The following is a 14,173-nucleotide window of genomic DNA, read 5'->3' on the forward strand; positions in this document are numbered from 1 at the left end:
GTCAGTTGGAAAAATCTCCTGCTGCGCCAATCCGGTGCACACGAAAGAGCAGGACGGACACTTATGAAGAAACTTGTCTTGGCAGCGATGCTGGGGCTGATGGCGACGAGCGCTTCTGCGGGGGCTTTCTCGCTGCCGAAACTTTTCCGGGGTGATCAGGCTGCAGCGGAACGATCTCAGGCTCATCAGCCGCCGGTGGTTCTTGCGCAGAGCGCTGATGCCGTTCGTATCCAGCAACTCCAGGAAGAGGTCCGCCAGTTGAACGGCCGGATCGAGGAAATGAGTTATCAGCTTCTGCAGATGCAGGAGCAACTGCGCAAGACGCAGGAAGACAACGAATTCCGCTTCCAGGATCTGGAGAAGAACAAGCGTAGTGAAATCGATACCACGGCCGGGAGACCGGCCGTGGCGTCCAATCGTGCTCCCGCACAAACCGCGCCCTCCGCCCAGCCTTCCGACGATGTCGCCAGGATCATCGAATCACCGTCCGACGGCGATATCGGACAGGATCAGGCCGCTGATGGCCGGATGGCGCCGCCGCCGACCACGCTTGGCTCCATCGAACTCGATCAGAGCGGCAATCCGCAGGGTGCCACGCGCAACGACCGGGTCAACAACGCCGCCAGCCTTCCAGGCGTAGATCTCGGCTCGCAGGCTCCCGGCAAGGCCGCGTCGCGCGCGAAGACCGATCCGCAACAGACGGCCGCCCTCGGTAGCGAGAGCGACGCCTATCAGATCGCCTACAATCACATCCTTACCGGCGACTACTCTCTCGCCGAGCAGGAGTTCTCCGGCTATATCCAGTCCTATCCGAGGAGCACGCGCCTCGCGGACGCCAATTTCTGGCTGGGCGAAGCACAGTATTCGCAGGAAAAATACAACGAAGCCGCCAAGACTTTCCTCAACGCGCACCAGACTTACGGCAAGTCGCCGAAGGCTCCGGAAATGCTCCTGAAGCTCGGCATGTCGCTTGCCGCCCTCGACAATACCGAAACCGCCTGCGCGACGCTCCGCGAAGTCGCCAAGCGTTATCCGTCCGCCTCCAAGGCGGTGCTTTCCAAGGTCGGCAGCGAACAGAAGCGCTTGCGCTGCGGCTGACGGCGTCTTCGTGACCGCCTCCGCCTCAAACCTGCCGCCTGTCGAAGCGATCCTGCGGCTCCTTGCCGATATCACGAAGCCGGCACGCCTTCTCATCGCCATCTCCGGCGGCAGCGATTCCACCGGCTTGCTTGTCGCCCTTTCGAAGACCAATCCTCCCGGTTCAGGCATCTCGCTTTTCGCCGCCACCATTGACCATGCGCTGAGGTCTGAATCCGCAGAAGAGGCGCTGAGCGTCACCGCCCTTTGCGGCAGGCTCGGCATCCAGCATGTCATCCGCCGCTGGGAGGGCGAAAAACCGGAGACGGGCCTTTCCGCCGCGTCCCGCGAGGCGCGCTATCGCCTCCTGGCGGAGATCGCCGACGAGATCGATGCCACCGCCATCCTCACCGGCCACACGCGCGACGACCAGGCGGAAACGGTTGCCATGCGCGCTGCCAGGAGTGGCAGAGAAGACAATCTCGGTCTTGCCGGCATGGCGGAGGCGGTGCTTCTCGAACGCCGCCGCTGGCTTCTGAGACCTCTCCTTAAGACCCGCCGCGCCGATATCCGCGCTTTTCTGACCAATGAAGGGGAGAGCTGGATCGACGATCCCAGCAATCTCAATCCGCATTACGAGCGGGTGAGGGTGCGCGGAAAGCTCGCGACTGAAGGCTCGTTCGACGCCGCAGCGCTCACCCGGGCTGTCAAACGGCGGACGGCGTTGTCCGATGCGGCAGCGCGTCTCGTTCACGATCATGTGACGATCCGTCTTGGCGTGCTGGCCCATCTTGCTCCGGCGGGCCTTGCGGGTGATGGGGCCGTGCGCCGCCACGCCTTGTCGCTGCTTTCGGCGGTGCTCGGGGGGAGGGCACATGCCTTGCGCGGCGAGAGCATGAATAGGGTGATGGCCTTTCTCGACAGCGGCCGGCCCGGGCGTATCACCGCCGGACGGGTGATCTTCGACCTTCGCCGCGACGGGCTTTATCTTGCTCGCGAGAACCGGGGTCTCATGCCGCTGCACGTCCCGCCGGGACAGGCTGCGGTCTGGGATGGCCGTTACCGGATCACCAACGGCAGTGCGTGCGAAATCATCGTCGGTCCGACCGTTCCGGATCGGGAGGAGGCGCTTTTCCTCTTTCCGGATGCGCCGCCGGCGCTTGCCATGCGGGCGATGAGCGTGATGCCGTGGGTTGAGGCGAACTCCCGCTTCTCCCCAGCAGGGAGAAGGTGGTCCGAAGGACCGGATGAGGGGGGCGAAGCCCGAGAGCAGAACGCTGAGCCTGCCGCTCTTACACCCCCTCATCGCCTCTCAACCGCTCGGCACTTCTCCCCGCCGGGGAGAAGAGGGAGTTCGCCGATCGCGTCGAGCCAGCCGTGCACCGCCGGCCAAATCCACATCAAGCCAACCCTTGCCCCCTTCGACCGCTTTTTGCCGCAGTTTGACCTCAATCTCGCAAGCGAGTTTGCTGTTTTGCTCGGATGCGACGTTTTTCCCCCGCTGCCGGTTAAGGATTCCGCGCGGAAAAGCTAGGCGGCGGCTCCGGTTCTCCTTGGCAAGGACGTGCCGCAACCCTATGTTAAGCGGCAAGTAAGGCGGTCGCCTCGAAAAAAAAAGCGGGCCGTCACAGTCCGGGGAGTTCAATGAACCCAAACTTTCGTAATATCGCCCTCTGGGTCATCATAGCCCTTTTGCTGGTCGCATTGTTCAGCATGTTCCAGACGGCGCCGACGCAGACCAACTCGCGTGAGATTCCCTATTCGCAATTCCTGCGTGACGTGGATTCGGGGCGGGTCAGGGATGTCGTCGTCACAGGCAACCGGGTGCTCGGCACTTACACGGAGAGCGGCTCGGGATTTCAGACCTATTCGCCCGTCATCGACGATACTCTGATGGAGCGGCTGCAGTCCAAGAACGTCACCATCGTGGCCCGCCCGGAAACGGACGGGTCTTCCGGTTTCCTCAGCTATCTCGGCACGCTTTTGCCGATGCTTCTGATCCTCGGTGTCTGGCTGTTCTTCATGCGGCAGATGCAGGGCGGCTCGCGCGGCGCGATGGGCTTCGGCAAGTCCAAGGCCAAGCTTTTGACCGAAGCGCACGGGCGCGTGACGTTTGAAGACGTCGCCGGCGTTGACGAGGCCAAGCAGGACCTCGAAGAGATCGTCGAATTCCTGCGCGATCCGCAGAAGTTCCAGCGGCTCGGGGGCCGCATCCCGCGTGGCGTGCTGCTGGTCGGCCCGCCCGGTACGGGTAAGACTCTGCTCGCCCGTGCGATTGCCGGCGAGGCCAATGTGCCCTTCTTCACCATTTCCGGTTCGGACTTCGTCGAAATGTTCGTCGGCGTCGGTGCCTCCCGCGTGCGTGACATGTTCGAGCAGGCCAAGAAGAATGCGCCCTGCATCATCTTCATCGACGAAATCGACGCGGTCGGCCGTCATCGCGGCGCCGGCCTCGGCGGCGGCAATGACGAGCGCGAACAGACCCTCAACCAGCTCCTCGTCGAGATGGACGGTTTCGAGGCGAACGAGGGCATCATCCTTATCGCCGCGACCAACCGTCCGGACGTGCTCGACCCGGCGCTTCTGCGTCCCGGTCGTTTCGACCGCCAGGTGGTCGTGCCGAACCCGGATATCGTCGGCCGCGAGCGCATCCTCAAGGTTCATGCCCGCAACGTCCCGCTGGCCCCGAATGTCGATCTCAAGGTACTGGCGCGCGGCACGCCCGGCTTCTCCGGTGCCGACCTCATGAACCTCGTCAACGAGGCGGCCCTGATGGCGGCCCGGCGCAACAAGCGCCTTGTCACCATGCAGGAGTTCGAGGACGCCAAGGACAAGATCATGATGGGTGCGGAGCGTCGCTCTTCGGCCATGACCGAGGCGGAGAAGAAGCTCACCGCCTATCACGAGGCCGGCCATGCGATCTCCGCGCTGAACGTCCCTGTTGCAGACCCTCTCCACAAGGCGACAATCATTCCGCGCGGTCGTGCGCTCGGCATGGTCATGCAGCTTCCCGAAGGCGACCGCTATTCGATGAGCTACAAGTGGATGGTGTCGCGCCTGGTCATCATGATGGGCGGGCGCGTTGCCGAGGAACTCACCTTCGGCAAGGAAAACATCACTTCCGGCGCCTCTTCCGATATCGAGCAGGCGACCAAGCTTGCCCGCGCGATGGTCACGCAATGGGGCTTTTCCGACGTGCTCGGTCAGGTCGCCTATGGCGAAAACCAGCAGGAAGTCTTCCTCGGACACTCCGTGTCGCAGTCGAAGAATGTTTCCGAGGCGACCGCGCAGAAGATCGACACCGAGGTCCGCCGTCTGATCGACGAGGCCTATCAGGAGGCGCGCCGCATCCTGACCGAGAAGCACGACGAGTTCGTGGCTCTTGCCGAAGGCTTGCTTGAATACGAGACGCTGTCAGGCGAGGAGATCAAGGCACTGCTCAAGGGGCACAAGCCGTCGCGCGATCTCGGCGACGACGCGCCGCCCGCCCGTGGTTCGGCGGTGCCGAGCACCGGCGGTTCCAAGAAGGACGAGCCGAAGGGCGGCGAGCCTGAAAGCGGTCTCGAACCCCAGCCGCACTGAACCGTCCAAACATAACTCGAAACCGCCGTGGAGCTATCCGCGGCGGTTTTTGTTTGCCTGCTATCTCCCTGGCTATCTCAATGAGTGACGGGCCTTAGCCTTATTGGTAACGGGATATAAGCGATTTTGACGCTAATTTATGTGCTTATTCATGCGATCTATGGCATGAGCCGACCATGAGGCCGGCCCGGCCGTTGGGAGGATCGCGGGTCCGATCCCTGCCAGGACTTCGCCCGGGAGCGCGCCAGAACCGCGCGATGTGAGGCGCGATGACGAAGGAGTTTACATGACACGCCGCTATTTCGGCACCGATGGCATTCGCGGACAGTCCAATGTCTTTCCGATGACGCCCGATCTTGCGATGCGGGTCGGCATTGCCGTCGGTACGATCTTCCGCAACGGTAATCATCGCCACCGGGTGGTGATCGGGAAGGATACGCGCCTTTCCGGCTACATGCTGGAAAATGCGATGGTGGCGGGCTTCACTGCCGCAGGCCTCGACGTCTTTCTGCTCGGACCGATCCCGACGCCGGCGGTCGCCATGCTCACCCGTTCTCTGCGTGCCGATGTCGGCGTGATGATCTCCGCTTCGCACAATCCCTATCAGGACAACGGCATCAAGCTCTTCGGACCGGATGGTTACAAGCTCTCCGACGAAATCGAGATGCAGATCGAGGATCTGCTTGACAAGGACATGCATGCCCAACTCGCCAAGCCCGGCGATATCGGCCGCGCGAAACGCGTCGAGGGCGATATTTACCGCTATATCGAGCACGTGAAGCGCACGCTGCCGCGCGATGTCACGCTGCACGGCCTGCGCGTTGCGATCGATTGCGCCAATGGTGCGGCCTACAAGGTGGCGCCGCTCGCGCTCTGGGAACTCGGCGCCGAGGTGGTGACGATCGGCAACGAGCCAAACGGCACGAACATCAACCTCGACTGCGGCTCGACCAGCCCGGAAAATTTGCAGAAGAAGGTCCATGAAGTGCGCGCCGATATCGGCATCGCGCTCGACGGTGATGCGGATCGCGTCATCATCGTCGATGAATGCGGCGAGATCATCGACGGCGACCAGTTGATGGCGGTGATCGCCGAGAGCTGGGCCGAGGACGAGAAGCTGAGGGGCGGCGGCATTGTCGCAACCGTCATGTCCAATCTCGGACTGGAACGTTTCCTTCAGAAGAAGGGCCTCGACCTCCACCGCACCAAGGTCGGCGACCGCTACGTGGTGGAACACATGCGCCACAATGACTTCAACGTCGGGGGCGAACAGTCCGGCCATATCGTTCTTTCGGATTTCGGCACGACCGGCGACGGCCTTGTCGCCGCGCTGCAGATCCTGGCGCGGGCCAAGCGCCTTGGGCGGCCGGTCAGCGAGATCTGCCGTCGTTTCGAGCCTGTGCCGCAGCTTCTGAAGAACGTCCGCTTCCAGGGGGGCAAGCCGCTGGAGGATGGCGCCGTGCGTCAGGCGATCGCCGATGCGGAAGCCGAGCTTGCCTCCCACGGCCGCCTCGTCATCCGTCCTTCCGGCACCGAACCGCTGATCCGGGTGATGGCGGAGGGCGACGACCGGGCGCAGATCGAACGCATTGTCGACGGCCTTGTCGGTGCCATCGCCAGCGCCCGCAGCGCTGCTGCCTGAACCCGTCTTGCGCAGATGAGGCTTGCCTGAACGCTGCACGCCTCAGGGCTGAGCCGCGCCCGTCAGTGAAAAATAGATGAAGGCCGCCGCGAAGAAGGCGGCGATGCCGAGTGCGATCAGCAGGCGCTTGAGCCATGGCGGCGTTTGCCGTGGTGGCTTCGGTTTTGGCGGACGCTGGAACTTGATGACATTGTCTGGCATGTCGCCTTCCTTAAACGTCGCGGAAGCTTTTGCCAATGGAAGCGGTGCAGCGCCATGGTTAACTTGGTCAAAGCCAAGCTTTCGTCTGCGGCCCTGACTGAAATTAAGGAAAACATGCGGTAAACAAGCATGGTTAAGCGGCGCTTAACCTTTCTTCTTCATCATCTGTCGCGGATCAACCCGTTGGCTGCGCGCTCCGCCAGCCATACGCGATACGAGCTTTGGAGATGAAGCCATGAAAAAGTGCTTGACCAGCGCATTCGTGCTGGCGCTGACGGTGAGCACCGCCAATTCTGCAGATCTTTATCAGCCGCAACCCGAGCCGATCATGGATGCTCCGGAAGTAACCGTGCAGGAAGCCAGCGGGTGGTATCTGCGCGGCGATGTCGGCTATTCCTTCAACGACATACGCGGGGCGAATTACTATCAGGGCTCCAATTCTACGCTGACGAATTTCGACCACACATCGCTGAAAGACAGTTTCCTGCTGGGGGCGGGTGTTGGCTACCAGATCAACAACCATCTGCGCACCGACGTGACTTTCGACTACCTCACCTCGGCGGATTTCCGCGGCGGCACGTCGGGTGTCTGCGGTGACGGCGTCGGCAACCCGTTCGTTGCATGCTCCTCCAGCGACAAATCCTACATGCACGCCTATTCGCTGATGGCGAACGTCTATGTGGACCTCGGCACTTACGGCTACATCACGCCCTATGTCGGCGGCGGTATCGGCGGTGCCTACGTCAAGTGGGGCAAGCTCCGCAACACGATCTGCGACGATCCCTATGCCGCCGGCTGCTATACCAGCGAACACGAGGGCCAGAAGAGCTGGCGCTTCACCTATGCTCTCATGGCGGGCGCGGCCATCGACATCACCTGCAACCTCAAAGCCGATATCGGCTATCGCTACCGCCACATCATGGGCGGGGACATGTTCGGCTACAATCTCGGCGGCGGTCCCGGCGATGACAAGGGCTTCGACATGCATGAGGCCCGCATCGGCGCACGCTACACGTTCGGTGGCTGCGAAGCTCCGCCCTACGAGCCCCCGCCGGAGCCGATCGTTTACAAGTGAGTTTCAGATATCCGAAAATAAAAGCCGCCTTCCGGGCGGCTTTTGCGTTTGAGGCGGCAGATGAAGCGTCGTCGAAATTAACGATGTATCCGGTTTCGGGTTCAAAACTCGGGCCTGAGCCGCTATCGAAGGCCCAAGACATTCCAAAAAGGCTTGCAGATGATGCCGGTGTTCAAGATCTCCGTCTTTGACGACCTCGACGACGTCTCGCCGGACTGGCCGCAGGGCGCAACGGCGGAGAACGGCGCACGCTTTCACCCTTTCCAGAGCGTCACGTTTCTCAAGGTGTGGCTTTCGAGTTTCGGACGAACCGGCCGCCGCAGCCTGCATTTCGTGGAAGTGCGTGACGCTGCCGACCGCCCGATCATCTTCATCCCCCTTTGCATCAGCTTGTCGAAGGGGGCGAGAATCCTTGAATTCATCGATGCCGATGCAGCCGATTACAACGCACCGGTATTGTTTCCGACACCGATCGCCTGGTCACGCGAGACGGCGGAGGAGCTTTGGCGGGCCGTCACGGACGCCTTACCGCCCTTCGATGTCGTGATGTTCAGCAAGATGCCGGTCGATATCGACGGCATCGTCAATCCGCTCGGCCTTATCGGCGATCGTCCGAACGGAGTTTCCTGTCACGGCAATGACCTGCGCCGGCCCTGGGCGGAGATCGAGGCGGGGATACCGCAACGCAAGACATTGATGCGCAAGATCCGCAACCTGGAAAAGATCGCGCCGCTTTCCTTCGGGATCGCGGCGGGGGAGGCGGAACGCCGCCAGGCAACGCTGGCCTTCATGCGCCAGAAACAGTGGCGGTTCGAGCAGACCCGCGTTCCCGGTTTCGACGTCGATGCCGGAAAGCGCGACTTCTTCGACAGGGGCACCGAACTCTTCGCCCGTGAAGGCATGCTCAAGCTCTTCTACCTGAAGTCGGGAGAGGAGATCATCGCGACCATCTGGGGCCTTGCGGCGGGCCGGCGCTACTATGCAATCATGCTGTCCTTCGAGGCAGGCGCCTGGGCGAAATACTCGCCCGGTAGCGTGCTTTACTGCCGCACTCTCGAATGGCTCTGCCAAAACGGCTTCGAATGGCTGGACCTCGGCATCGGCGATGAGGCCTGGAAGCTCGAAAGCTGCGAGACGATCTTTCCCCTGACGGCCCGGGAGCAGCCCGTTACACTGTGCGGCCGGATTTTCCTCATGCGACGCCGTGTCGCCGCCGGCATTCGCTCCACCGCCATCTGGCAGGCGGTGAGACCCCTGAAATGGGTCATCCTGCGGCGTTTGCGGCAGGCGAACGTCGCCTTTCTCGGATGGATGTATTTCCCGGTGATCTGCTGACCTCGCCATATCGAGAGGCGCCTGCGGCAGAAATTTATCCAGGAACGACGTCGCCCGCTTGACTGTGAAAGCGGACAGGAATATCCACGGCGGCGGGACACTCCTCCCCAACGAGGAGCCATCTATCTGGAAGGATAGCATCATGGCGGATACCGCAAAGCCGGACGTACGTCCGAACAATACCCATTTCTCCTCTGGCCCTTGCTCGAAGCGCCCCGGTTGGACGCTCGAAGCGCTTTCTGATGCTCCGCTCGGTCGTTCGCACCGCGCCAAAGTCGGCAAGACGAAGCTGAAGCAGGCCATCGACCTCACCCGCGAAATCCTGAACGTGCCGGCGGACTACCGCATCGGCATCGTGCCGGCTTCCGATACCGGCGCCGTCGAGATGGCGCTCTGGTCGCTGCTCGGCGAACGCGGCGTCGACATGCTCGCCTGGGAAAGTTTTGGCGCCGGCTGGGTCACCGACGTCGTCAAGCAGTTGAAGCTCAAGGACGTCCGCAAGTTCGAAGCCGATTACGGCCTGCTGCCGAACCTGGCGGAAGTCGATTTCGACCGCGATGTGGTCTTTACCTGGAACGGCACGACCTCGGGCGTGCGTGTTCCGAATGCCGATTTCATCCCCGCCGACCGCAAGGGTCTGACGATCTGCGACGCCACTTCGGCGGCCTTCGCGCAGGACATGGACTTTACGAAGCTCGACGTAGTCACCTTCTCCTGGCAGAAGGTCCTGGGCGGCGAGGGCGGTCACGGCATGTTGATCCTTTCCCCGCGCGCCGTCGAGCGTCTGGAGACCTATACTCCGGCATGGCCGCTGCCGAAGATCTTCCGCATGACCAAGGGCGGCAAGCTGATCGAGGGCATCTTCACCGGCGAGACGATCAACACGCCGTCGATGCTCTGCGTTGAGGACTATATCGATGCGCTCCTCTGGGCGAAGCAGGTCGGCGGACTCAAGGCGCTGATCGCCCGCGCCGATCGGAACGCCAAGGCCATCCACGATTTCGTGGCAGCGAATGCCTGGATCGAGAACCTCGCAGTTGATCCGGCGACGCGGTCCAACACGTCCGTTTGCCTCAAGATCGTCGACCCGGAAGTCTCGGCGCTCGATGACGACGCCCAGGCCGCTTTCGCAAAGGGCATCGTCGCGATCCTCGAAAAGGAAGGCGTCGCCCTCGACATCGGCGCCTATCGCGACGCGCCGTCGGGCCTGCGCATCTGGGCGGGCGCCACGATCGACGAGGCCGACATGAAGGCCTTGATGCCATGGCTCGCTTACGCCTTCAATATGCAGAAGGCCGCGCTCGCCAAGGCTGCCGCATAAAACGATCGCGTATCTGCTCCGCCTTTCGAGGCGGAGCCCGCTTCCTCATCCAAGACAGAACCCTTTTCAAGGAGCCCAGACATGGCACCTCGCGTCCTCGTATCCGACGAATTGTCGGAAACCGCCGTCCAGATTTTTCGCGATCGCGGCGTCGAAGTCGATTTCCAGCCGAAGCTCGGCAAGGACAAGGACAAGCTTGCCGAGATCATCGGCAATTATGATGGCCTTGCCATCCGTTCCGCCACCAAGGCGACGGAGAAGCTGATCGCGGCTGCGACCAATCTCAAGGTCATCGGGCGCGCCGGCATCGGCGTCGACAACGTCGACATTCCGGCCGCCTCGCGCCGCGGCATCATCGTCATGAACACGCCCTTCGGCAACTCGATCACCACGGCCGAGCATGCCATCGCGCTGATGTTCGCCGTCGCCCGCCAGCTTCCGGCTGCCGATAGCTCGACTCAGGCCGGCAAGTGGGAGAAGTCCCGCTTCATGGGTGTCGAGATCACCGGCAAGACGCTCGGCGTCATCGGCGCCGGCAATATCGGCTCGATCGTCTGCAAAAAGGCGATCGGCCTCGGCATGCATGTTCTTGCCTATGACCCGTTCCTCTCCAAGGAACGCGCCGAGGAAATGGGCGTCACGAAGGTCGAGCTCGACGAGCTGCTCGCCAAGGCCGACTTCATCACGTTGCATGTGCCGATGACCGACAAGACGCGCGGCATCCTGAACAAGGAAGCCCTCGCCAAGACGAAGAAAGGTGTCCGCATCATCAACTGCGCCCGCGGCGGCCTGGTCGATGAGGCAGCGCTTGCCGAGGCCATCAAATCCGGCCATGTCGCCGGCGCCGGCTTCGACGTCTTCGAGGTGGAGCCCGCCACCGAGAGCCCGCTTTTCGGCCTCGACAATGTCGTCTGCACGCCGCATCTCGGCGCCTCCACCACGGAAGCGCAGGAAAATGTCGCACTGCAGGTGGCCGAGCAGATGTCGGACTATCTCGTCAAGGGGGCTGTTTCGAACGCCATCAACATGCCGTCGATCACGGCCGAGGAAGCCCCGATCCTGAAGCCCTTCATCAAGCTCGCCGACGTGCTCGGTTCGTTTGCGGGGCAGGTGACGGAAAACCCGATCAAGGAAATCGAAATCCTCTACGACGGCATCACCGCGACGATGAACACGAAGGCGCTGACCTCCGCGCTGCTCGCCGGCCTCATCCGCAATCAGGTTTCCGACGTCAACATGGTTTCGGCGCCGATCATGATCAAGGAAAAGGGCGTCATCCTGTCCGAGGTCAAGCGCGACAAGACGGGTGTCTACGACGGTTACATCAAGCTCACCGTCACCACCGAGAAGCAGACCCGTTCGGTCGCCGGCACCGTCTTCTCGGACGGCAAGCCGCGCTTCATCCAGATCAAGGGCATCAACATGGATGCCGAAGTCGGCCAGCACATGATCTATATCGCCAATACGGACGTGCCCGGCATGATCGGCTTCATGGGGACCACGCTTGGCAACGCCGGCGTCAACATTGCCAACTTCCAGCTCGGCCGGGACAAGGAAGGCGGCGACGCGATCGCGCTGCTTTATGTCGACGGCCCGGTGGCCCCGGAAGTCCTGGAGAAGCTCACCGCCAATCCGGCGATCCGGCAGGCCAAGCCGCTGGTCTTCAACATCGACTGAAAGTCATCCTCCCAAGGATAGTGCAAGGAGCCCGGCGCGTTTCGTGCCGGGCTTACTGTTTCTGCAGATCGGCAATCAGGGCCTTCATCTCATCGATCTCCCGTCGCTGCGTTTCGATGATGTCATCGGCGAGTTGGCGCACGCGCGGATCGGAAATATTGGCCCGCGAACTTGTCAGGATGGCGATCGAGTGATGGGGGATCATCGCCTTCATATAGGAGACGTCGTCCACGGTCGTCTGGCTGCGGACGAGAAAAAGAGCTGCCGCGAAAACGACTACACTCCCTATGAAAATGGCGGTATTGGCCATCCGGTTCTTATACATCTGCAGCATGAAGGCGAGCATGATGATGGCCATGACTGCGCCCATCACGAGGGCCATGTAGGCGCGTGTTTCACTGAAGAAGACATGGTCCAACTGGTAGGTGTTGAGATACATCAGCCCGAACATGACGACGGTCGATGTCGAGATCATCGTAAAAAAGCGCGCATAGTGCATGGATGAAACCTTTCTTGATGCCCGTGGTGGGAACAGGGGCGGGACGTGATTGTTCCAGTCATGCAAGGGCCGGATGTAATGCGAGCTTACCCGAAGTTTCTGGAATCCCTTATAGGTTGTATTTTCAGAGCTTGCCTCTCGTTTCTCCGTCCATTATCTACTCCAGCGCGAAAAGCGACGATGCCCTCTAAAATCGAAAAGGGTGCATTGCTATATAATCCGGGAATGCCGCATCCATGCGGTTATGAGGAGAAAGAGATGTTATCCAAGCTTCGGCGATTCCAGAAACTGTTCGCGGTCCTTGCGATCGGCATGGCGGTTTCGCTGACCGCCGTCGACATGGCAGAGGCGCGTCGCGCGGGCGGGTTCAGCAGCTTCGGCAGCCGCGGCACGCGTACCTATTCGGCTCCGCCGGTCACCCGCACGGCGCCGGCGCCCGCGACCGGCATTGAACGCTCCATGACCCCGAACACGCAGCAGAACGCCACGCGTCCGCAGACCGGCCTCGGTCAGCAGACGACCCAGCAGCCGCGCCGCGGTCTCTTCGGTGGTCTGGCCGGCGGTCTTTTCGGCGGGCTCCTGCTCGGCGGTCTGTTCGGCATGCTGATGGGCACCGGCTTCGGCGGTGGCTTCGGCTTCCTCGGCATGTTGCTGCAGATCGCGCTGATTGCCGGTCTTGCCATGTTCCTGCTGCGCCGATTCGGCAATCGGCAGCAGCCGGCCGGCCCGGCCGGAGGCTACGGTCAGCAGCGCAATGCTTACGAGGCGCCGCATCAGAACACGTCGTCCTTCCAGATCCCGAAGATCGGTTCTTTGGGCGGCGGTGCTGCTGCCGGCGGTTACGGCGCTGCATCCCGTCAGGCGGGACCTGAGACCGACGAGATCGGCATCACCAATCGTGACCTCGACCAGTTCGAGAAGATGCTGACGAATGTCCAGGCGGCCTATGCCGCGGAAGACTATGCGAAACTGCGCGATCTCACCACGCCGGAAGCCATGTCCTATCTGGCTGAGGAGCTTGGCGAGAACGCCACCAGCGGCCGCAGGAACGAGGTGAAGGACGTGAAGCTCCTGCAGGGCGACCTTGCAGAAGCGTGGCGCGAGAACGGCCAGGAATATGCAACTGTGGCCATGCGCTATTCGAGCGTCGACTTCATGCGTGATCGCAATAGCGGCGCGGTGACCGAAGGCGATCCGGACAACGCCACGGAGACCGTGGAGATCTGGACCTTCGTCCGCAAACCCGCCAACGACTGGAAAGTCTCGGCGATCCAGGCCGCGGCCTAGGCGCGTAACAGCGCGATGGTCTTTTCGTCGCGTTCGCCGCGATAGAACTGCTCAAGGGCTCTCTCGAAAGGAGAGCCCTTTGCGCTGACCATTTCGAACAACGTCATCGAACTTTTGAACTTCATGTCGTCCGGCGAGCCGAGGATCGCATGGGCCGAGAGGTCCTTGTGGGCAAGCATTGCTTCGGTGCATTCGACCAGCCGGCGCCCGAGCAGCGGATGGCGGAGATAGGCCCGGGCTTCCTCCTTCGAGCCGATCGCGAAACGCTGCGACATGATCGAGAATCCAAGCCCCGCGATCTGCGGGAAGATGTACCACATCCAGTGAGTGTCTTTCCTGCCGTTCCGCAATTCGTTGATCGCCCGGTCGTAGACAGGCGCCTGCGCATCGACAAAGCGCATGAGATCGAATTCCATCGCATTCTCCTCCGCCCTGTTTTTCGTGCCTTGGTCGCCCCACGCCATCAGGCCTGCCAAA

General features: G+C 61.8%; 12 protein-coding genes. 9 read left to right on the top strand and 3 right to left on the bottom strand.

The annotated features are described in order from the left end of the window. Nucleotides 1-63: 63 nt before the first annotated feature. The 4 genes from ybgF to glmM all read left to right on the top strand — a co-directional run bounded on the left by ybgF (nt 64) and on the right by glmM (nt 6,301). Complete coding sequence (gene ybgF / locus J2046_RS22120; RefSeq protein ID WP_210055640.1) at nt 64-1,098, top strand: tol-pal system protein YbgF; 1,035 nt, start codon at nt 64-66, stop codon at nt 1,096-1,098. Between the two features lie 10 nt (nt 1,099-1,108). Continuing rightward, the gene (tilS, locus tag J2046_RS22125) at nt 1,109-2,611 is read left to right on the top strand and encodes a tRNA lysidine(34) synthetase TilS (protein ID WP_210055642.1); all 1,503 of its coding nucleotides are present in this window, start codon (nt 1,109-1,111) and stop codon (nt 2,609-2,611) included. Between the two features lie 110 nt (nt 2,612-2,721). Beyond that, nucleotides 2,722-4,659 (top strand): ATP-dependent zinc metalloprotease FtsH, encoded by a 1,938-nt coding sequence (gene ftsH, locus J2046_RS22130; RefSeq protein ID WP_210055646.1) that lies wholly within the window; start codon nt 2,722-2,724, stop codon nt 4,657-4,659. Between the two features lie 286 nt (nt 4,660-4,945). After that, nucleotides 4,946-6,301 carry a phosphoglucosamine mutase gene (gene glmM / locus J2046_RS22135; protein WP_210055652.1) on the top strand — a complete coding sequence of 452 codons (1,356 nt, stop codon included), beginning with the start codon at nt 4,946-4,948 and terminating at the stop codon, nt 6,299-6,301. A gap of 42 nt (nt 6,302-6,343) precedes the next feature. On the opposite strand, the gene J2046_RS22140 is transcribed toward glmM, so the two are convergent. Continuing rightward, nucleotides 6,344-6,502 carry a hypothetical protein gene (locus J2046_RS22140; RefSeq protein ID WP_200883933.1) on the bottom strand — a complete coding sequence of 53 codons (159 nt, stop codon included), beginning with the start codon at nt 6,500-6,502 and terminating at the stop codon, nt 6,344-6,346. Between the two features lie 235 nt (nt 6,503-6,737). On the opposite strand from J2046_RS22140, the gene J2046_RS22145 reads away from it, so the two are divergent. The 4 genes from J2046_RS22145 to serA all read left to right on the top strand — a co-directional run bounded on the left by J2046_RS22145 (nt 6,738) and on the right by serA (nt 11,910). Further along, nucleotides 6,738-7,577, top strand: a complete 840-nt coding sequence (locus J2046_RS22145; protein WP_210055653.1) for an outer membrane protein — start codon at nt 6,738-6,740, stop codon at nt 7,575-7,577. Between the two features lie 159 nt (nt 7,578-7,736). Further along, complete coding sequence (locus tag J2046_RS22150; RefSeq protein WP_210055655.1) at nt 7,737-8,912, top strand: GNAT family N-acetyltransferase; 1,176 nt, start codon at nt 7,737-7,739, stop codon at nt 8,910-8,912. 142 nt (nt 8,913-9,054) lie between these two features. Continuing rightward, nucleotides 9,055-10,233: a phosphoserine transaminase gene (locus tag J2046_RS22155; RefSeq protein WP_210055656.1), complete on the top strand. Its 1,179-nt coding sequence runs from the start codon at nt 9,055-9,057 to the stop codon at nt 10,231-10,233. Between the two features lie 81 nt (nt 10,234-10,314). Then, nucleotides 10,315-11,910: a phosphoglycerate dehydrogenase gene (gene serA, locus J2046_RS22160; RefSeq protein ID WP_210055657.1), complete on the top strand. Its 1,596-nt coding sequence runs from the start codon at nt 10,315-10,317 to the stop codon at nt 11,908-11,910. A gap of 52 nt (nt 11,911-11,962) precedes the next feature. Here the strand turns inward: serA and J2046_RS22165 are convergent, their stop codons facing one another. Beyond that, nucleotides 11,963-12,409: a DUF305 domain-containing protein gene (locus J2046_RS22165; RefSeq protein ID WP_210055658.1), complete on the bottom strand. Its 447-nt coding sequence runs from the start codon at nt 12,407-12,409 to the stop codon at nt 11,963-11,965. Nucleotides 12,410-12,667: 258 nt separating this feature from the next. Between J2046_RS22165 and J2046_RS22170 the strand changes: the two genes are divergently transcribed. Beyond that, nucleotides 12,668-13,696 (top strand): Tim44 domain-containing protein, encoded by a 1,029-nt coding sequence (locus J2046_RS22170; RefSeq protein WP_210055659.1) that lies wholly within the window; start codon nt 12,668-12,670, stop codon nt 13,694-13,696. Here J2046_RS22170 and J2046_RS22175 read toward each other — a convergent pair. Beyond that, nucleotides 13,693-14,112 (bottom strand): DUF1810 domain-containing protein, encoded by a 420-nt coding sequence (locus J2046_RS22175; protein ID WP_210055660.1) that lies wholly within the window; start codon nt 14,110-14,112, stop codon nt 13,693-13,695. The genes J2046_RS22170 and J2046_RS22175 overlap by 4 nt on opposite strands. Nucleotides 14,113-14,173: the final 61 nt, after the last annotated feature.

It is taken from the genome of Neorhizobium petrolearium, assembly GCF_017873175.1.
Taxonomy (GTDB): domain Bacteria; phylum Pseudomonadota; class Alphaproteobacteria; order Rhizobiales; family Rhizobiaceae; genus Neorhizobium; species Neorhizobium petrolearium.

Coding starts and splice junctions, on each gene's coding strand:
- ybgF (WP_210055640.1), top strand. CDS start 64: ATGAAGAAACTTGTCTTGGCAGCGATGCTGGGGCTGATGGCGACGAGC.
- ftsH (WP_210055646.1), top strand. CDS start 2,722: ATGAACCCAAACTTTCGTAATATCGCCCTCTGGGTCATCATAGCCCTT.
- glmM (WP_210055652.1), top strand. CDS start 4,946: ATGACACGCCGCTATTTCGGCACCGATGGCATTCGCGGACAGTCCAAT.
- J2046_RS22140 (WP_200883933.1), bottom strand. CDS start 6,502: ATGCCAGACAATGTCATCAAGTTCCAGCGTCCGCCAAAACCGAAGCCA.
- J2046_RS22145 (WP_210055653.1), top strand. CDS start 6,738: ATGAAAAAGTGCTTGACCAGCGCATTCGTGCTGGCGCTGACGGTGAGC.
- J2046_RS22150 (WP_210055655.1), top strand. CDS start 7,737: ATGATGCCGGTGTTCAAGATCTCCGTCTTTGACGACCTCGACGACGTC.
- J2046_RS22155 (WP_210055656.1), top strand. CDS start 9,055: ATGGCGGATACCGCAAAGCCGGACGTACGTCCGAACAATACCCATTTC.
- serA (WP_210055657.1), top strand. CDS start 10,315: ATGGCACCTCGCGTCCTCGTATCCGACGAATTGTCGGAAACCGCCGTC.
- J2046_RS22165 (WP_210055658.1), bottom strand. CDS start 12,409: ATGCACTATGCGCGCTTTTTTACGATGATCTCGACATCGACCGTCGTC.
- J2046_RS22170 (WP_210055659.1), top strand. CDS start 12,668: ATGTTATCCAAGCTTCGGCGATTCCAGAAACTGTTCGCGGTCCTTGCG.
- J2046_RS22175 (WP_210055660.1), bottom strand. CDS start 14,112: ATGGAATTCGATCTCATGCGCTTTGTCGATGCGCAGGCGCCTGTCTAC.